Below are 18,644 nucleotides of genomic sequence, written 5' to 3'. Positions count from 1 at the left end.
GCTAACGCCTGCTCACATCGCCCTTCCCACAAGCGATTCCGTCCCCGTTCCGGTCCAACCGCAGCGGGTCGTCCTTGCCGTTGACCTTCAGGCGGCCGTAGTCGTTCTGCTTCAGCCAGTCGCAGCGGGACTTCGTCGTCGCCTTCACGGTCGGCGGGAAGTCGGTCGGCACGCAGACGTTGACGGAGCCGTAGTGCCGGTCGCAGCCGGAGACGGTCGGGCTGACCTTCTGGGACGTGCGCTTCTTGCCCGGTCCCGTGACCTTGCCCTTCAGGTCGTCGGCGAAGTCGTGGACGTGGGCCGAGGCGTCCGTGGCGGACAGGGCCTGCGGGCCCTGGAGGTGCACCCACTTGGCGACCGACGGGACACCGTTGGCGTCGACCGCGAAGAGCATGTACCAGCCGGGCGGGGCCAGGTTGGGATTGCTCGTCACGTTCAGGTCGACGTTGTTGCCGTCCACCGACAGCGGCAGGTCGACGAAGCGCTGGTTCGGGTCGGAGGAGTGGGTGACGGCGGCCGGGCGGATCAGCTCGGCCTTGGCGATGGGCCGGTCGACGGTGATCCGCTGGGTGTCGCCGTACGTCCACTCGGTGTCGATGACCGACGTGATCTTCGGGCGCGGGCCCTTCAGCAGATACGGCGGGGTGTAGATCGACACGTCGTGGTTCCAGGAGCCGTTGCCCGGGTTGTCGCCCGTCGTCATCACGCGGCCGTCGGGGAGCAGGAACGCCGAGGAGTGGTAGCCGCGCTCCTCCGGGTCCGGCGCCACCGGGTCGAAGGTGTTGGTCGCCGGGTCGTAGAGCGACGACTCGTACACCGGGTCGGCCCGGTTGTGCAGCGCGCCGCCCGTCTCCAGGACCTTGCCGTCGGGCAGGAGTACGGCGGAGACGTACATCTTGCCCTGGTTGCCGGTCTCGGCGACCTTGCCGGCCCCGAGGTCGACGGTGCCCTGCGGGAGCGGCGGGCCGGCGACGTAGGACGGGTTGGGCTGCTTGAGGTCGATGACGTCGGTGAGGCGGTTCGCGTCCGGGTTGGAGTCGATGTTGCCGCCGCCGATCGTGAGGACCTTCTGGTCCTGGGCCGGGGGCAGCAGCACGCTCGCGGACTGGTCGCGCTCGTCCTTCTTCTGCAGACCCGGGATCTGCGTGACCGTGTTGGCGTTGTAGTCGTAGATCGCCGAGCCCGTGCCGGGGATGTTGTTGCCGAAGACATGGCTGCCGGAGTAGAAGAGGCGGCCGTCCTGCATGAGGATCATCGACGGGTACAGGCCCCAGTAGGACCAGGTCTGGTTGACCTTCCACAGCGGCTGCCACCGCTGCTCGGCGTCCGACCACAGCTCGGCGGTCACCGAACCGGTCGAGTCCTCCTTCAGCCCGCCGAAGGAGATGACATCACCGTTGCCGAGGATGGTGGCCGACGGGTACCAGTGGCCGTCGTTCATGTCGTTCGTCCTGCTGTACGTCTCGGTGACCGGGTCGAAGACGTACGAGTCCTTGTACCCCTGGTAGCCGATCGTGCCGTCGGCCGACGGATAGCCCTTGTTGCCGCTCATCACGAGCACACGCCCGTCGTCGAGCTGTACATGGCCGGCGCAGAACATGTCCTTGGGCGTGGGGATCTGCTTGTACGTGCCGTTCTGCGGGTCGTAGACCGCGCTGGTGAACGTGCCCGCCTTGAACAGCTGCTCGCTGTTGCCGGAGCCGGCGATCAGCAGCACCTTGCCGTTGTTGAGGACGACGGAGTGCATGGAGCGGACCGGGTTCTTCGTGGGCAGGACGTCCCAGCGGCCGTTCGCGCACTCCTCCGCCGTGCCCGTGCACACCGGGTCGGGGACGGGGTCGGCGACCTGGTCCATCGTGTAGTCGTCGGTGGTGACGGAGCCGGTGCCGTAGACCGAGACGCCCCAGGCGATCCGGTCGGTGCCGACGGGTACCTCGGGTGTGCGGACCGTGGCCTCGCTCCAACCGGACGCCATCTCCAGCGTCTTGAGGTCGGTCCAGTACTGCCAGCCCGCCGTGGCGTCGTGCCGGAAGAGGGTGATCGAGGTGTCCGGGGTGGTCGACTTGTACCAGAGCCCGAGGTCGTACTGCTTGCCCGGCGTCACGACGGGCGCGCACTCGGCGGACTCGGTGATCAGCGCCTTGCGGTCACCTTCCACGCGCCGGGTCAGCGTGACCTTCATGGCCTTGCTGCCGGAGTGGGCGTCGGCCACCACCTCGAAGGTGAAGTCGTTGTCGCCCCAGCCGGACTTCTTCCAGCAGTACGGCATGTCGTCGCTGCCGGCGGTCTCGAAGCCGGGGTTCTTGATGAGGTTGGCGGCGGAGGCGGACTGGGGTGAGGTGAGGAGAAGGCCTCCGGTGAGGCCCGCGACGGCCAACAAGGCCGATCTCCGTCTGTTTCTCATGCAGTACTCCTTGCTGTGCGGCTCCTGCGCGGCAGATAGACCAGCGCTTCGGTACCGACGAAGCGCAGGACGAAGGTGATGACCAGGGCCAGCGCGGTGGCGGGCAGCACGGCCAGCCCGAACTGCCCGACCAGCAGCGCGATCAGCGGGATGCGCAGCACCAGGTCGGCGTTGGCGAGCAGCGCGAACCGTACGGTGCGGTCGGCCCAGTGGCGGTGCTGCCGCCGGTCGCGGAACAGCAGCTTCTCGATGAGCAGGAAGTTCCAGGCCACGCCGAACTGGTTGGCGACGATCTCGGCGGGGAGATAGTGCAGCCCGGACTGGGTCATCGCCCACAGGGCGGCCAGGTTCGGCACGAAACCGGTCAGCCCGATCAGGCCGAACACCACCATCCGGGCCAGCGGATCGGCCGTCCGCAGCCCGGCGAGGTGGCGCAGGAAGCGGCGCCCCTCGGCGGCCGTGGACTTGGACTCCCCCGCGAACCGCTCCTGGAACACGAACGGCACCTCGGTGACCGCCCGCGGCCGGCTGCGGACCGCCAGCTCCAGCAGGATCTTGTAGCCGAGCGGCTTGAGCGCCTGAGCGGTGATGTCGCTGCGGCGGATGGCGAAGAAACCGCTCATCGGGTCGCTGATGCCGTGCAGCCTGCGCGGGAAGAGGGACTTGGTCAGCCAGGTCGCCGCCCGCGACACGGCCACGCGGTAGCTGCCCGCGAGCCCCGCGCGGCTGCCGCCCTTGATGTACCGGGAGGCGACGACGAGCCCGGCGTTCGCGCGCTCACCGGTGGCGACCAACTCCGGGACCAGGGACGGCGGATGCTGGCAGTCGCCGTCCATGACGACGATCCAGTCCGACCCGGCCGCCTTCATCCCCTCGACGACCGCGCCGCCGAGCCCGCCGACGGGTTCGTCCCGGTGAATGACGGTGACGGGGAACGGGCAGTCCTGCGCGGCCTCCTTGATGACCTGCGGGGTGTCGTCGGTGGAGTCGTCCACGAAGACGACCTCGCAGGGCAGCCGGGACGGCACCGACTCGGTGATCTGGTGCAGCAGCTGCCGTACGTTCGCGGACTCGTTGAAGGTCGGTACGACGATGGTGACGGCACCGGGTTCGGCTACCTCGGCCGCCTGTACGGTCGCGTCGCCCAGCTCCTCGGGGACGGTGGACTCCTGGCTCATCGAACCCCTCCCGAGGCCTTCTGGATCTGCCGGATCTCGATCCGGTCCGCGCCGGTGCCGAAGGTGGCGACCGGCGTCGAGTGCTCGATGGCCGCCTTGACGCCCGGCAGGTCGGCCGCGTCCCGCCGTACCGTCGGCGAGGCGACGACGTAGTCGAGGTCCTTCCAGCCGCGCGGCATCGTCTTCGTCACGGCCGGGTCGAGGTCGGCCTTGTAGAACCAGATGACGCCGAGCCCGGGCTTGTACCCGGCGTGCACCAGGTCGAGCCACAGCGCGTCGTCGACGAGTACCCGGGTGTCCTGCGGGTCCTCCACCTCGGTGGACAGCCACGTGGAGGCGGCCCGGTAGGGCGCGTTGGCGTCGGCGGTGACGGCGGTGCGGTCGCCGTCGTACCAGCGGGGTACGACATAGGCGCCGGCGGCGATCGCGAGGACGGCCGCGAGGGCGTACCGGCCGCCGGTGACGTACCGGTGCTCGGCCTCGGACCGCCGGCGCCGCAGGACGGCGTGGGCGACGGAGGCGGTTCCTCCGGCGAGGACGAGGGCGAGGAAGGGCAGCGCCTGGATGACGTACATCGCGGGCAGATAGCCGTTGGGGCGCATGGCCACCAGGGCGAGGATCACCACCGCGCACGACGGTCCGGCCAGGGCGCGTGCGGTGACCGACCAGCGCCAGGTGACCAGGAGCAGCAGGCCGCCCGCGAGACCGCCGAGGATGAGGACGCGGTCGTAGTAGAGCCACGACTGCAGCACGCCGTACGACCCGGTCCCCTGATCGAGGATGAAGCCCGAACCCGGCCTGGTCATCTGGTACTTGATGCCGTCCCAGAGCGAGACGTGCCCGCCGCCCGGGAACAGCTCGCCCTTCAGCAGGGCGAACAGGGGGTACGAGAGGCCGATCAGCGCGCAGGCGGTGACCGCGCCGGTCAGGGCGAACTTGCGGGTGTCACGGTGGCTGTGCCGCCACATGGTGATGAAGACCGCGGGGAGGACGAAGAGCATCGTCTCCTTGGTCAGCACGGCCGTGGCGGCCGCGATCCCCGCGCCGAAGTGGTGCCAGAGGTGACGGCTCGGGGAGGCGGCGAGGGCGAACGCGAGGAGCGTCCACATCACCGCGAGGTTGTCGAGGAAGATCTCCCGCTGCAGGACCACCGACAGGGGCGAAAGACCGAACAGGACCATGCCGAGCCCGGCCGCCCAGCGCGGCAGGGACAGCCGTCGCCCGAGGACGTAGACGAGGACCGCGCTGACCGCGCTGATGACGAGCATCGCGGCGCGCATGGTGCCGACGGTCATCGACTCGGGGCTGAGCGCCGCCGGTATCCAGGTCAGCAGGGCTATCTGGATCCAGCCGAGGGGCGGGTGGTCGTACCAGTAGGTGTAGTGGGCGAGGCCCCGGCCCTCCTGGACGGCCCAGGCCTGGGCGAGGTAGGTGCCCTCGTCGTCGCTGAGGGTCGGATAGTCGGCGATGTTCCAGCCCTGCACGACGAGGATCGCGACGAGGAGTACGCCGCACAGGATCAGGTCGGGGCGGGAGGAGCGGAGGCGGCTCGGCGGGTCCGCCAGGCTTGTTCGACCGGTCGAACGCGTTGCATGGACAGGTTGTCTCTGCGCGGGGACCTGGGGAGTGGTCACCGCGGGAAGGGTGGAGGTCACGCAGGGACGTCCTCTCGGAGGTCGCGGGTCACTTCGGCGTTGAGATGCGCGCCGACGTGAGTGGTCAACTCCCAGTCGTTCCGGCCGCGTTGCTCACGCCATACGGCGCGGACGGCGGCCCCGGCGAGGAGCACCTGATAGAAGGGGCCGCCCACGATGAGCTTCACGTAGTGGACGAAGCGGACGCGAAGCCCGTACTGCTTGCCGAAGTCGTGCAGTCCGACGACCTCGAAGACGAAGGTGACGAGCGCGGTGACGGCCGGCAGGAAGGTGATGAAGGCGACGGTCACGGACACGTCGAGGAACACCGCGATAGCGATGTTGAGCGGGATGATGAGCCCGGTGAAGGCCTGCATGAACGGCGTCATGAGCGTGTAGCGAGCGAGCAACCGCTGCCCGAAGGTGGGCAGTTGCTTCCAGTCCTTCTTCCGGTAGACCTGCAGGAAGCCCTGGTTCCAGCGGGTGCGCTGCTTCAGCAGCGACATCAGGCTGCCGGGCGTCTCCTCCTTGGTCACCATGTCGGAGTCGTAGGCGACGACGACCTTCTTGCCGACGCTGGACAGGCGGACGCCGAGATCGCAGTCCTCGGCCAGGCAGTTCGGGTCCCAGCCGTCGGCTTCCCTGAGGACGTCCGTCCGTACGAAGACGGTGTTGCCGCCGAGCGGGATGAACCCCTTCTGCGCGTGCAGATGCAGTCGCGACCGGAACCAGAAGAAGTACTCCAGGCAGTTGCGCAGGCTGTACCAGCTGGAGTGGAAGTTGATCAGCTGGACCCCGCCCTGGACGACATCCGCCCCCGTCGTCCGGAACGCGTGGTCGACATGCGCTAGGAGCTCCGGGTGGACCTGGTCCTCGGCGTCGAAGACCCCGACGACATCGCCGCGGCAGTGCGGCAGCGCCGTGTTCATGGCCTTCGGCTTGTTCTTCTTCTCGTGAGTGTCGACCACGACGCGGACGCGCGGATCGCGGGCGGCGGCCTTGTTCGCCACCTCCGTGGTCTCCGGGTCGTCGTGCCCGACGATCACGATGATCTCGAAGTCGGTGTGGGTCGACTCCAGCAGGCGCTGGATGGTGTGGTCCAGCACGGCCTGTTCGTGCCGGGCCGGCAACAGCAGCGAGAACGACACGTGCTCGCCGCCGTCCGGTCTGCTGAACCGGGTGGAGGCGAGCACTTCGGGCGTGCGCCACGCGTGCATCTGCCACCACAAAGTGAAGGCCGCCATCCAGAACAAGGCCAGCGAGACGACGGCTATGAAGACAGACGTCAGCAACAGATCCCCCCAGATCCCCAATTGCCCCCTGTCGCGACAACAAGTCACATCTGTCGCGGAACTGTGTAGACATTAAGGGTGATCTGTGAAGTCCGCAGGCCGTTTCAGTGAAGAGCTCGTTTCATCACAACGAGCCCCGAGAGTGAACAATTCGAACACAGGTTACGTAACTGCCCCGCGCCCGCTGCCGTTTCAGCTGCTCAGCGCGGTGCGCAACCGGTCCGGATCGGTGGTCGGGGCATCGCAAGTGAAGTTACGGCAGACGTAAGCGGCGGGTTGACCCTGCTGCAGGGGCCGGTCAACAAGGAGCGGAAACTCGTCACTCTCCGGAGTGCCTACGGCCACGACCGCACCCGGGGCGGTGCCCAGAAGTGCCGTGCGGTGCAAGGTCTGCGTGGCCTTGTCGTCGAGGCCCGGTCCGACGACCGCGACCTCACGGGGCCCGTCGAGGTTGGCCTCGGCGACGGCCAGGCCCCAGCCGATGAAACGGGGGACGCGCGGGCCGAGGGCCTTGACGACGCCGAGCGCCTTCTCGGCGGCGGCGCGATGGGGTGCGGAGCCGGTCTGGGCGGCGTAGCTCAGCAGGGCGCCGGCCGCCGCGCTCCAGCCGGAGGGGGCGGCGTTGTCGGTGGGGTCCTGGGGTCGGCGGATCAGCCGCTCGGCGTCGGCGGCGGTGTCGTAGAGGGTGCCGGACTCCTCGTCGACGAAACGGGCGAGGACGTGGTCGAGCAGGAACCCGGCGAAGTCCAGCCAGACGCCCTCGCCGGTGACGGAGGCGAGCGCGAGGAAGCCCTCGGCGACATCGCCGTAGTCCTCCAGGACGCCCGCGTTGGCGCCGACGTGGCCGTCCTTGCTGGTGCGGGCGAGGCGGGCGGCGTCGTCGAGGTGCAGCCGTACGAGGAGGTCGGCGGCGCCGAGGGCGGCGTCCACGAGGTCGGGGCGGTCGAAGTAGGCGCCGGTCTCGGCGAGCGCGGCGATCGCGAGGCCGTTCCAGGCGGCGACGATCTTGTCGTCGCGGCCGGGCGCGGGGCGTTCGCTCCTGCTGTCCAGCAGCCGCTGCCGGATGCCGGTGATCTTCTCGGCGTCGACCAGGCCGTCCTGCTGCGGGAGCTGGAGGACGGAGGAGCCGTGCTCGAAGGTGCCCTCCTCGGTGACGCCGAAGTACCGGGCGGCGAGCTCGGCGTCGTCGTCGCCGAGCACCTCGCGCAGCTGCCGCGGGGTCCACACGTAGTACGCCCCCTCGACGTGCTTGCCGGTGCCGTCGTCGCTGTCGGCGTCGAGCGCGGAGGCGAACCCGCCCTCGTTGGTCCGCAGTTCGCGCACCATGAAGTCGGCGGTCTCCAGCGCCACGCGCCGGGCGAGCTCGGAGCCGGTGGCCCGCCACAGGTGGGCGTAGACGCGGCACAGCAGGGCGTTGTCGTACAGCATCTTCTCGAAGTGCGGCACGACCCAGTCGCGGTCGACGGAGTACCGCGCGAACCCGCCGCCGAGCTGGTCGTAGATGCCGCCCCGGGCCATCCGCTCGCAGGTGTCCTGGGCCATCTGAAGCGCACCCTCGGCGCCCGTCCGCGCATGGTGCCGCAACAGGAACTCGATCACCATGGACGGCGGGAACTTGGGCGCCCCTGCGAACCCGCCCCTCTGCGGGTCGTACTCCCGGGTGAGCCCGAGCAGCGCCTGCGCGAGCTCCTGCTCGCCGGGTGCCTCGGTGCCGCCGTAGGAGATTTCCCGCCCGGCAAGATCCCGCACGATCTTCCCCGCGACGTCCGCGACCTCCTCCCGCCGGTCGGTCCAGGCACTGTGGACGCCCTCCAGCACCTGGCGGAAGGACGGCATGCCGTGCCGGGGGGCGGGCGGGAAGTAGGTGCCGAAGTAGAAGGGCTCGGCGTCGGGGGTGAGGAAGACGGTCATGGGCCAGCCGCCCTGTCCGGTGGCCGCCTGGACGGCCTCCATGTAGACGGCGTCCACGTCGGGGCGTTCCTCGCGGTCGACTTTGATGTTGACGAAGTGGGCGTTGAGGTAGTCGGCGGTCTCGTGGTCCTCGAAGGACTCGTGCGCCATCACGTGACACCAGTGACAGCTGCTGTATCCGACGCTGAGCAGGACCGGTTTGTTGCTCTTACGGGCCTCCTCGAAGGCCTCGGCCGACCACGGCCACCAGTCGACGGGGTTGTCCGCGTGCTGGAGCAGGTAGGGGGACGTCTCGTGAGCCAGTCGGTTCGGCATGGGGTCCATCCTGCCGCAGTACCCCGCCGATCAGGCGTCAGGCGTCTCCCAGACGGTGACGTCGAGCTTTCCCGTTCCCCTGTCGGGTGCGGTGACGACACGGGACGGTGACATCCTGGCCGCCGATGGGTGAGCGGGTGCCTGGGCGGGGGCGCCGGCTCCATTTAGACCAGCTCATGCTCTGACCGCACGCCCCCTCGCCCCCGTACGCCGTCCGCAGCACACTTGACCAAGAACGCCGTTGCCGCCGGAGGGGGACGTCACATGCGGGACAGCCATCGGACGGATGCCGAGCGGCTGTTGGCTCGGGCCGTGGAGGAGGAGGTGCGGCGCTCGGGCGGGCGCACCGACGGGCAGGTGCTGTTGTCGCGGGCGCGCGGGGCGTTGGACTCCATGGCGCAGACGGCGGCCGAGGAGTACGAGGCGTACACCCGCGCACTGGACGAGGCGGAGGCCGGCCGGCTGACGTTCGGGCAGCGGTTCGCGCGGGAGGGCGGCGGTACGCCGCTGATGGTGGCGGGCGTCGCCGCGGTCGCGGCCGCCGTGTCCGACCTGGCGCTCGGCACCGGCGCGGGGACGGCGGTCGGCGCGGGCGTGACCGTCGGTGTCGTGGGCGCGGCGGCGACGGTCGTGAAGGTGGCCGGCACCCATCTGCCCGCCGCACACCATCGCGCGGGCGCCGTCGGCCAGCCCGGCGGCCCGGAACAGCTGCGACTGCAGTGGCTGACGGCGCTGGAGGTGCGGGGCATCCGCCCGTTCCTCGACCAGCAGCGGGTGATGGCCGCGTCCACCGGGCCGAAGAAGAAGGGGCCGCAGCTGCGCGGCGCGGACAAGAGCGCGGCGGCCCGCGGCCGGAACGTGCTGGAGCAGTCGTTCGGCCAGCTCCCGGAGCTGATCGGCCCGTTCGCGGGCCGCAGGCAGGAGATGGCCCGCATCCGGCAGTGGGTGCAGGCGGCGCGGGCGAGTACGGAGACGAAGCCGACGGTCGTCGTCCTGCACGGGGCGCCCGGCAGCGGCCGTACGGCACTGGCGGTCCGCGCGGCCCACGACCTGAAGGACCAGTTCCGCGGGGCGTGCGTGGTGGACCTGCGCGGCGACAGCGCGGAGGAGCCGCCGCTCACGACGAGAGACGCGCTGCTGCATCTGCTGAACCGTTTGGGCGCCCCGCGCGAGCAGCTCCTGTTCCGTGAGCGCTCCTCGGCCGACCAGCAGGTCAAGCGGCTGAGCGAGCTCTACCACCAGCACCTCACCGGCCTCCCGGTCACCGTCGTACTGGACGACGCCTCGGACCCGGAGCAGGTCCGCACCCTCGTCCCCGAGCGCTCCGACAGCCTGGTCCTGGTCACCGCCCGCGAGCCCCTCGACCTGCCCGGGGACCTCGCCGCCTGGGTGCACCGGCTGCCGGTGGAGACGCTGGACGCGGCGGGCGCGGAGGAGCTGCTGACGGCGGCGGCGCAGGACGACTCGGGTCCGTACGACGCCGAATCCGCCGACCGGATACGCCAGTTGTGCGGTGGACTGCCGCTCGCGCTGCGCATCGCGGGCTCGTCGCTGGGCCCGCGTTCACCGCGCACGCTGGCGACCGATCTGGGCGCGTACGGCCCGGTCGAGCCGGTCGAGCGGGTGCTGTGGCTGCGCTACACCGACCAGTCCGAGGCGGCGCGGCGTCTGCTGCGCAGGCTCGCTCTGGCGGGCCGGGCCTCGCTGGGCGCGGCAGCGGCGGCGGCGCTCCTGGCCACGGACGAGGCGGAGGCGACCCGTCACCTGGTGGCCCTGTCCCGGTCGGGCCTGATCGACCAGGTCCGCGGCAGCCGCTACCGCCTGCACGACCTGGTCCGCGCCTTCGCCCACGCCCGCCTCCTCGACGAGGAGGAGCCGGCGGAGCGTACGGCGGCGCAGGAGCGGCTGATCGTGAACTACGCGGAGCTCGCCGACTCGGTCCTGCGCCTGGTCGACGGCAACATGTCGACCCGCTCGGACCGTTTCAGCCCGCACGGCTTCACGTCGCTGGACGAGGCGCTGCGCTGGCTGGACGACGAGTCGAGCTTCATCACGGCGGCGCTCAGGCACGCGGAGGACGTGAACCAGGCGGCGGTGCTGAACCTGCTCGGCGCCCTGTGCGACTACTGCCTCCTGCGCGGCGACCTCTACCGCCTCGGCGAGATCAGCGAGCTGGCCCAGGCCGTCGACCAGGGCCTGCTGGTCCGCTCGGTGCAGTGGCGCACGGGCATCGCGGCCCGCCAGCTCGGCGAGCTGGACAAGGCGCGCACGACCCTGACCTCGGTGGTCGAGCTCTACATGGAGGCCCACCACGACGCGGGCGCGGCCCGGGCCCTGTGCTCCCTCGGCATCACGCTCCACCACCAGGGCCACCTCACCGAGGCGGCGGCGAAACTCCGCGAGGCCCTGGACCTGCAGTCCGCTGACGCGCTGGCGACGGACCGCGCCTGGACGATGCACGCGCTGGCGGCGGTGGAACGGGACCGGGGCCGGGTCTCCGAGTCCCTGGACCTGCTGACCGACTCCCTGGCCCTGCACCGCGCCGGCGAGTCGATCCACGGCGAGGCCTGGGCGCACTTCCAGCTGGGTCAGCTGAGCCTGCGGATGGGCGACGTGCCGCGCGCGGAGACGGAGCTGCGGACGGCCTTGAACTTGTACGGCCGCACCCGCGACGCCCGTGGCGAGGCCTGGGCGCTCACCCAGCTCTCCCGCGTCCGCCTGGTCGCCGGCGACCCGTCCCCGGCGGTGGACGGCCTGCGTCAGGCGGCGGCCCGCCACCGCGACAACGAGGACGCGCGCGGCGAGGCCTGGTCCCTCTACTACCTGGGCCAGGCCCTGGAGGAGACCGGGAACCTCGACTTGGCGGTCCGCGAGCTGGAACGCTCCCGCACGATGTTCTCCCGCATGCAGGACGTCTACGGCCTGGCCTGCGCCCGCCACCACTCGGCCCGCGTCACCCGCGACCAGCGCGCCGCCCAGACCGGCTCCCTGAAGAACTCCGGCTTCGCCCGCCAGCTCCTGGCGGACGCCCGCGCCAACTTCCAGCGCATCGGCGTCGCGCACGGCGAGGCGTGGACATGCCTGGAGCTGGCCGTCGTGGACGCGGGGAACGCCCGTACGCAGCAGGCGCTGGCCCTGTGCGACGAGGCGGTGACGCTGTTCGCGTCGTACGGCGACCGGAGAGGCGAGGACTGGGCGCGGTTCCTGCGGTGCACGTTGCTGCCGTATGCCGCGCCCGGGGGTGTGGAGGTCGGCACGGCGGTGGCGCAGGAGGAACTGGCCCAGCTGGCACGGGACGGGCATGCGCTGCGGGACGAGAAGCTGAGCGACTGCATCGAGGCGTATCTGCTGTTGCTGGAACGGGGCGTGAACCTGGAAGCCGGATGGCAGGCTTGGCGGTTGGGGATGGTGCCGAATCGGCATGCCCGGGAGGTCATGGGGGTGGCGGTGGTGGCTTCGCGGGGGTGAGGTCGGGGGTTTGCTCGGTCCAAGGACCGGGTTTCTGGGAAGGTGGCTGAAGGGTGACTGCGGCCGGAGCTCGGCCGGTTGGGGGCTTCGATGAACGACGTGCTGCGCCGGCCTACTCCGCCGCCGGGGATGCCGGTCCCGTTCGTAGGGCGGGACGCGGAGGTCGAGGCACTCGCCGGCGTGGTGGCCGGAGGCGCTCGCACCCTGGTTCTGCACGGGCCCCCCGGTGTGGGCAAGTCGGCGCTGGCAGCCGCGCTGGTGGAGCGCATCGGAGCCGAGCCTGGCCCCGTGCACTGGCTGTCGCTCGACGACCATGCCGACGCCGAGACGACGTTGTTACGGCTCCTGGCGGAGCACGGGGCGCCTCGGCGGCCGATCCTCGAAGCCGCGATGCTGACCGACAAGTCGGATCCCCAGAGGGAGTTCGACCGACGGCTGTGGCGCGAGTGCGAACGGCACATCCGGAATTCCGTCATCGTCCTCGACGGCGTCGGACTTTACGGGGAAGCCATGCTGGGTGCCCTGACGGACGGTGCCGGTCTGGTGATCGTCACAACGCAGTTCCCCGGTCTGTGGCTGAACAGGCCGGCGCACGTCCATGACGTGCTGCCGCTGCGCACCGGGGACGCCGCTGTGCTGGTACAAGACGTGGCCCAGGTGACCGGAACGGACTCCCAGGTGCTTCGTCGACTGGCCTCCGCAGCAAGGGGATTACCCGTCTGGCTCAGGGTGGCCGGTGCTGTCCTGGCCCGGATGGGCGACACCCCGCCTGACGAGGTCAGCACTCCGGACGACCTGTTCACGCTCGCCTGGAACCGCCTCGATTCCGGCGTCCAGGACGCCCTGCTGCGGCTCGCGGTGCGCGAGAGGAACACCACGACCTTCACCGCGCGAACCGTGGCCGGCCTGCTAGCCCCGGCCGGAGATCCACCGGATCTGCCGCACCTCCTGAGCAGCCTGGAGGCGTACGAGCTCCTGCGCACCGTGCGGGACGGGGTTCTCGCGCTGCCCTCGCCGGTCGCCGCGGCCGCGCTGCGTCATGTGACCAAGGGGGGCCCGCGGCACCTGCGCGCAGAGGTGACGAGGGAGCTGGTGAACGCGGCGAGCGACCACGCCTGGGACACGGTACGTCTGCTGGACGGCAGGGCCTCCCAGCCTTCGCGGTTCGATCGCGGAGCGCCCGGCGCCCGTATGACCCCCGACGAACTGGCCGCTCATGTCGATGAGTTCATCATGCTCGTTGATCGAGGCCGCCCGCTTCCCCTGCTCGTCGACGCGCTGGCCACCCTCTTGGCCGTACGAGGTGACGCCCACCGGCTCGTGGCGCTCCATCGGAGGTCGGGAGGCGGCGCCCGGATGGCTCTGGCCCAGTTGCTCCGCGACGTGGGCGCCCCGCAGCAGCACGACATCCGTCTCTTCGACGGTGAATTCCCCCGACGCATCGTCCTGAGTTCGGCCGAGGCCCGGTATTGCATCGGTGACCTGGCCGGGACCCTGAACACACTCGACCGTGGCCTGAGCGAGGACGGGTTCGCCCCTGCGGCGTGGTTCTCGCTGGTGCGCGGCGCGGTGCTGTGTGACCAGGGGCGCCCGCTCGAGGCCGAGGTCGCGTTGAGGGAGTCCGCGGAGGAACACCGACGTGCCGGTTGCCTCCGGGGGCGGGGCTGGGCCCTGTTCCACTACGCCCGGGTCTGCCTGCTGCTGAACCGCCCGCAGCAGGCGGATCACCTGCTGGGCCAGGCCTTGCAGGCGATGCGTACCGTCGGAGACGAACGCGGCCGGAACTGGATCGCCACCGAGCGGATCCGGCTTCACCTGCTGCGACGCGATGGTGCGGCGGCCACACTCGGGGCGCAGGAGGCCCTCGCCGCGCACCAACGGGCGGAAGACATCCGCGGCATGGGGTGGACCTGCCAATACTTGGGGCTGGCCCACGCCCTACAGGGACGCCTCGCGGAAGCCCGCGTGGCCATGCGGTCCGCCACACGTCACTTCAAGGCGTGCGCGGACCTGCTGGGAGCGACGTGGACCCGGCACCGGCTGGCCCTGCTGAGTGAAATTCACTCGGCGAGGCGCCAACTGTTGTTGTGCTGCGAGGAGTTCGACGGCGTCGGCTGTTCACTCGGCCAGGCATGGTCCCTGGTCGAAATAGTCCTGCGATCCGAACGGAGCAGCCTGACAAGGTACGACGTCCCCTTGGCGAGGGCCGAGGAACTCTTCGAGGGCCTCAACGACCAAGCCGGCCTCGCCTGGGTACGCACCCTCCGTGCGCTGCACGAAGGACCGCCGACGTACCAGCGGCGTGTCGCCCCGCGCCAACACCTGCCCACCAACATCGCCGGGCGGGAGCAGTTGCAGGCGGACCTCACGGAGTTCTGGCGCGCGGCGGTCCACAGCGACACCCCCGTCATCCCGTTGCACGCCCGCGACACGATGGCCAGCCCCGACTCCGACGGCCCCAAGCCGCTGCTGAAGTACCTCGCCTCCACCGCAGGGCTCTCGGCCACCCCTGGCTGCCATGTGCGCCTCACCCTCCTGGACGACTCCCCCTCCGCCCATGCCCCGACCCGCATCCTCCTCCGCGTGATCCCGGAGGAGGACCACCCCTGGTCCGCTCCGGCGGACGAGGAGCCCTGGCTCACGTCGGTCGCCGTCCCCCTCACCCCCCTCTCGGTCGAACCGCCCAGCGCTCTCCTGCGTCCTTCCCGGCACGCCGATCAGGGCGCCGAGTTCGACATCACGCCGCATCGCTCCGGCACCCACGTGATCCGCTTCACCGCCCTGGAACGCACCGGCACGGTGCTCCAGCAGGTCGAGACGGAGCTGGAGATCCCCGATTCCGGGCGGCCGGCCGGCCTCGCGGCGCCGCATGCGACTTCGCTGTGGGAGCGGTAGGACAGGGATGGGCACGGAACTACAGGTCCGCATCGTCCAGGATCCCAGCAGCGGCTTCACCACCCTGCCGGACGAACTGACCCAGGGCCCGGACATCACCGTGTGCCTGGACCTCCTGGCGGGCGACCGGATCCGGGCACGGCTCTACGGGCCTGCCGTACCGTCCCTGTACGGCACCGAGCACCGTGTGGACCTGACGGTGCGCCCGGACGAGGTGCGGTCGGCGGCGGCTCGCCTGTGCCGACTGTGGAAGGAACTCCTGGTGGACTTCCGGCCGCCGGCTGCGGACGGCCGCCCGAGGGCCGACGGAGTCGCGCAGCCGTATGCGTCGCTGGTGGACCTGCGCTCCCGCCCGCCCGGCGAGTTGTACGCCATCGTCCAAGAGCTCGCCCTCGCAGGCGAGGAGTTGCTGTTCGGAACACTCCTCGGCGGCATGGACCGGCGCGTCCAGCGCTTCGGCGCCTATCTCGCCCAGGCCTTGGCCGGCGGGGACGGCCTGCGGGTCCGCTTCGATTCGGAGCTCTACGTTCCGTGGCCGATGATGTGCCTGCCTTCCGCGGCCGTCACATCACAGGAGCGGGACCACGACCTGTCCCCTCTCTTCTCCCGCTTCCTCGGCCACCGCCACCAGATCGAACAGACCGGCGGCGCCTATCCCTGGCTCGGCGGCCGCCAGGACCCGCCCGCCGTGCCCTCCGTCAGCCTCAACCACGACCCGCACGTCGATCGCAAGGGCCGTACCAAGGCCGCCGAAGTGGCCGCCGTACTCGCGAAGGACACCCGCTTCGTGGAACGCACGACACGCACCGAATTCGTGCAGGCGCTGGCGGACGACTCCCTCGACGATCACCTGATGTACTTCTGGTGCCACGGCCACTTCATCGCCAACGGCCCCCAAGCCGCGTGCCTCGCCCTGAAGTTGTCGGACCAGACCCCCATCGACGCCCACACGGTCCGCGACCGCCGACGCCGTTTCGGCGACGACAGCCCGTTCCAGCCGTTCGTCGTGCTCAACGCATGCAACGCGGGCGTACCGGAGGGCAGCGCCGACCTCGCCTTCCTCGGCCGCGAGCTGATCCACGCGGGCGCCCGCGGTGTACTCGGCCCCCAGATAGAGATGCCGCAGCTCTTCGCCGCCGAGTACGCGCTCGCGTTCGTCACCCGCTATCTGCGCGGCACCGAGACCGCCGGAGCGATCGCCCATGCCGTCGCCCGCCACTTCTCCGACGAACTGCACAATCCCCTCGGCTTCACCTACGCGCTGCACCACGGCATGGACACCCGCCTGGAGCGCGCCTGCGCGGACCCCGCCGACGGTACGGACACCGGCCAGGAGGTCGCCGTATGACCGCGCCCGAAACCGCTGCGGCCGTGCGCACGGTCGACCTGGGCCCGGACGGCTGGCTCGTCCAAGACACCCCCACCGGCCCCCGCCCCGTCCCTGCACACCGTCTCGACGACCACTTCGCCGAGGAGCTGGCCCCGCCCGCCTGGGCCACCGACCTGCTCGTGTACGTCCACGGCTGGCAGACCAAGCCCGAGTCCGCGCTCACCGCCGTCAACCGACTGCTCGCACTGACGGCGGCCCAGTACGACCAAGCCCGCTACCCGAACCTCGAGCCCTGGCACCCCTGGACCGTCCTCATCCGCTGGCCCTCCCGCTCGCTGCCCTCCCTCGGCGGCTACCGCCGTATCCGCGACCGGGCACACGCGATGAGTACGAAGGGCCACGCGGCCCACATCATCGGCCGCCTCCTCGGCTACCTGGACTCCCACCGCGCCGACCCGTCCGCTCCGCCGGTCCTGGCCAACTGCGACGGCCAGTATCTGCACCTGATCGGGCATTCCTTCGGCTGCCGTTTCCTGTGCGAGGCCGTCCAGTGGGCCGCGGACGAGGAGTCGCTCACTCTGGGGTGGAGTACGCCGGAACCGCGCGGTCGGCCGTTCACCGTGGACTCGATGCTGCTCCTCCAGATGGCGGCGCCCCGCGACGCCTTCTCCGCCACCTTCACCAGCCTCGCCGAGGCTCCCCTGCACGGCCCGGTCGTCGCGACGTACTCGCAGCACGACCGGGCCACCGGCTTCTGGCATCTGCGGGCGGAGCGGCGGGCCGGCATCGGATACGCGGGCATCGGGACCGCGCCCGTGCCGGTCTCGTCGATCCGGATGCTGTCGCCGGACGAGCCCTACCCGCTCTCCGCGCTCGATCACCGGTTCGTCAGCATCGACGCCAGTGACGTCTTCATCCGTGGGGCCGGCCCGGCCGGCGCGCACTCGGACCACCTGCGGCCGGAGTCCGCCCACCTGCTGCTGTCCCTGGCCGACCACTGCCGGTGAGTGCCGCGAGCGCCGGTCCTCAGTCCTCGTACGGATCGACGAGCCGGATCGGCTGCCGCACCGCCTCCAGCACATCCGCCGGGAAGTCCGGCCCCGGCACGTAGTGACGGGCCTTTGTGTTGCCGACGGCTTCCAAAAGGCCGGCCTCGGTCAACGCGCGAATGTCGCGCACCGCCTGCTGGTTGCTCAGGTTCTCGGCGCGCTGGTAGCGGGCGCGGCGGACACGGCCGGACAGCGCGGCGTCATGCAGGGCGGTGACCTGGCGTTCGTCGATGCCGTGGCGCTCCGCGTGCTCGGTCAGGTCGATCCAGCAGCGGTTGGACCGGGTGATCCGGTGCTGCACCGACTGGGACTGCTGGTGGTAGGCGAGGAGGTTGAAGCGGATCCAGGGGGCTGTGTCGCGGTCGGGGGTCCACTCCTTGCCGCCTACGCGGCCGAGGATCTTGTAGTACTCCCAGGTGTTCTTCGGCTTGCCCAGCCAGGCCTCGATCGAGGAGAACTCGGGCGCGAGGGTACCGCCACGCGCGATCAGCAGGGTCTGCAGTGAACGTGACATACGGCCGTTGCCGACTGCCCAAGGGTGGATGTTGACCAGGTTGAGGTGCGCCATCGCGGCGCGGACCAGGACATGGGAGTCGGGATCGCCCTGGTTGAGCCACACGACCAGCTCGTCCATGAGAGCCGGCACCTGTTCGGCATCCGGGGCGATGTACGCAGCCTCCTGTGGATCACCCGGCTCATTGATCCACGCGCCTCGCCTGCGGAACTGGCCGGCGAGTTTCTTCGGGTGGTGATGGCCCTGCAGCATCCAGTGCAGGGCGTTGAGCAGCCACACCGAGTAGGTGAACCCAGGCGCGTCGTGGAGCGACTGGATATACGTCATGGCGTGCTGGTACGCCAGCGTCTCCGCCTTGTTCTCCTCAGACGTGGCCACTTCCTGCTCGCCGTCGATCAGGTCCTCGACGTCGGCGGAGTCGACCCTGTATCCCTCGATGGTGTTGGAGCCGGCGATGGCGTTCGCGGTCAGCGTCTTGCGCAGCCCCGTCGTCCACTTGGTCGGCGTCTGCCGGACCTGATGCCGCAACTCATCACGCATCTTGTCGACGCTCTCCAGCACCTCGCGGTCCTTCGAGGTGAGAGCAGGCGTGCGATACAGCATGACTCCATGATACCCACAGGGAATCATGGAGTCATGCCGTCACATGCATCG

10 protein-coding genes are annotated in these 18,644 nt (G+C 70.4%); 4 read left to right on the top strand and 6 right to left on the bottom strand.

From position 1 onward, the window contains the following. Position 1: 1 nt before the first annotated feature. The 5 genes from ACQEV2_RS27150 to ACQEV2_RS27130 form a co-directional block, all read right to left on the bottom strand. On the bottom strand, positions 2–2,404 hold the full coding sequence (locus tag ACQEV2_RS27150) for a galactose oxidase-like domain-containing protein (RefSeq protein ID WP_433046714.1): 2,403 nt from the start codon (positions 2,402–2,404) through the stop codon (positions 2–4). Continuing rightward, a complete protein-coding gene (locus ACQEV2_RS27145; protein ID WP_433046711.1) occupies positions 2,401–3,582 on the bottom strand; it encodes a glycosyltransferase in 1,182 nt (393 codons plus the stop codon). Before ACQEV2_RS27145 ends, ACQEV2_RS27150 begins: the two co-directional genes overlap by 4 nt. Then, a complete protein-coding gene (locus ACQEV2_RS27140; protein ID WP_433046708.1) occupies positions 3,579–5,237 on the bottom strand; it encodes an ArnT family glycosyltransferase in 1,659 nt (552 codons plus the stop codon). The genes ACQEV2_RS27145 and ACQEV2_RS27140 overlap by 4 nt, the downstream gene beginning before the upstream one ends. Further along, a complete protein-coding gene (locus ACQEV2_RS27135) occupies positions 5,234–6,508 on the bottom strand; it encodes a glycosyltransferase (protein ID WP_433046705.1) in 1,275 nt (424 codons plus the stop codon). Before ACQEV2_RS27135 ends, ACQEV2_RS27140 begins: the two co-directional genes overlap by 4 nt. 192 nt (positions 6,509–6,700) lie before the next feature. Beyond that, on the bottom strand, positions 6,701–8,734 hold the full coding sequence (locus tag ACQEV2_RS27130; RefSeq protein ID WP_433046702.1) for a thioredoxin domain-containing protein: 2,034 nt from the start codon (positions 8,732–8,734) through the stop codon (positions 6,701–6,703). Between the two features lie 264 nt (positions 8,735–8,998). Between ACQEV2_RS27130 and ACQEV2_RS27125 the strand changes: the two genes are divergently transcribed. From ACQEV2_RS27125 to ACQEV2_RS27110, 4 genes are all read left to right on the top strand, one after another. After that, on the top strand, positions 8,999–12,202 hold the full coding sequence (locus ACQEV2_RS27125; protein WP_433046699.1) for a tetratricopeptide repeat protein: 3,204 nt from the start codon (positions 8,999–9,001) through the stop codon (positions 12,200–12,202). 90 nt (positions 12,203–12,292) lie between these two features. Continuing rightward, positions 12,293–15,097, top strand: coding sequence for an AAA family ATPase (locus ACQEV2_RS27120; RefSeq protein ID WP_433046696.1), 2,805 nt, complete (start codon positions 12,293–12,295; stop codon positions 15,095–15,097). A 7-nt stretch (positions 15,098–15,104) separates the two neighbouring features. After that, a complete protein-coding gene (locus tag ACQEV2_RS27115; RefSeq protein ID WP_433046693.1) occupies positions 15,105–16,445 on the top strand; it encodes a CHAT domain-containing protein in 1,341 nt (446 codons plus the stop codon). Continuing rightward, complete coding sequence (locus ACQEV2_RS27110; RefSeq protein WP_433046690.1) at positions 16,442–17,434, top strand: hypothetical protein; 993 nt, start codon at positions 16,442–16,444, stop codon at positions 17,432–17,434. Before ACQEV2_RS27115 ends, ACQEV2_RS27110 begins: the two co-directional genes overlap by 4 nt. 19 nt (positions 17,435–17,453) lie before the next feature. Here the strand turns inward: ACQEV2_RS27110 and ACQEV2_RS27105 are convergent, their stop codons facing one another. Further along, positions 17,454–18,593 carry a Fic family protein gene (locus ACQEV2_RS27105; protein ID WP_433046687.1) on the bottom strand — a complete coding sequence of 380 codons (1,140 nt, stop codon included), beginning with the start codon at positions 18,591–18,593 and terminating at the stop codon, positions 17,454–17,456. Positions 18,594–18,644 lie beyond the last annotated feature (51 nt).

The organism is Streptomyces sp. CA-251387 (assembly GCF_050936625.1).
GTDB lineage: Bacteria > Actinomycetota > Actinomycetes > Streptomycetales > Streptomycetaceae > Streptomyces.
Note: the sequence above shows the minus strand (reverse complement) of the source record. Positions and strands in the feature narration are given on the sequence as shown.

Excerpts from the sequence above, each read along its gene's own strand:
- ACQEV2_RS27150 (WP_433046714.1), bottom strand. The coding sequence starts at position 2,404 with ATGAGAAACAGACGGAGATCGGCCTTGTTGGCCGTCGCGGGCCTCACC.
- ACQEV2_RS27110 (WP_433046690.1), top strand. The coding sequence starts at position 16,442 with ATGACCGCGCCCGAAACCGCTGCGGCCGTGCGCACGGTCGACCTGGGC.
- ACQEV2_RS27145 (WP_433046711.1), bottom strand. The coding sequence starts at position 3,582 with ATGAGCCAGGAGTCCACCGTCCCCGAGGAGCTGGGCGACGCGACCGTA.
- ACQEV2_RS27115 (WP_433046693.1), top strand. The coding sequence starts at position 15,105 with ATGGGCACGGAACTACAGGTCCGCATCGTCCAGGATCCCAGCAGCGGC.
- ACQEV2_RS27130 (WP_433046702.1), bottom strand. The coding sequence starts at position 8,734 with ATGCCGAACCGACTGGCTCACGAGACGTCCCCCTACCTGCTCCAGCAC.
- ACQEV2_RS27105 (WP_433046687.1), bottom strand. The coding sequence starts at position 18,593 with ATGCTGTATCGCACGCCTGCTCTCACCTCGAAGGACCGCGAGGTGCTG.
- ACQEV2_RS27120 (WP_433046696.1), top strand. The coding sequence starts at position 12,293 with ATGAACGACGTGCTGCGCCGGCCTACTCCGCCGCCGGGGATGCCGGTC.
- ACQEV2_RS27125 (WP_433046699.1), top strand. The coding sequence starts at position 8,999 with ATGCGGGACAGCCATCGGACGGATGCCGAGCGGCTGTTGGCTCGGGCC.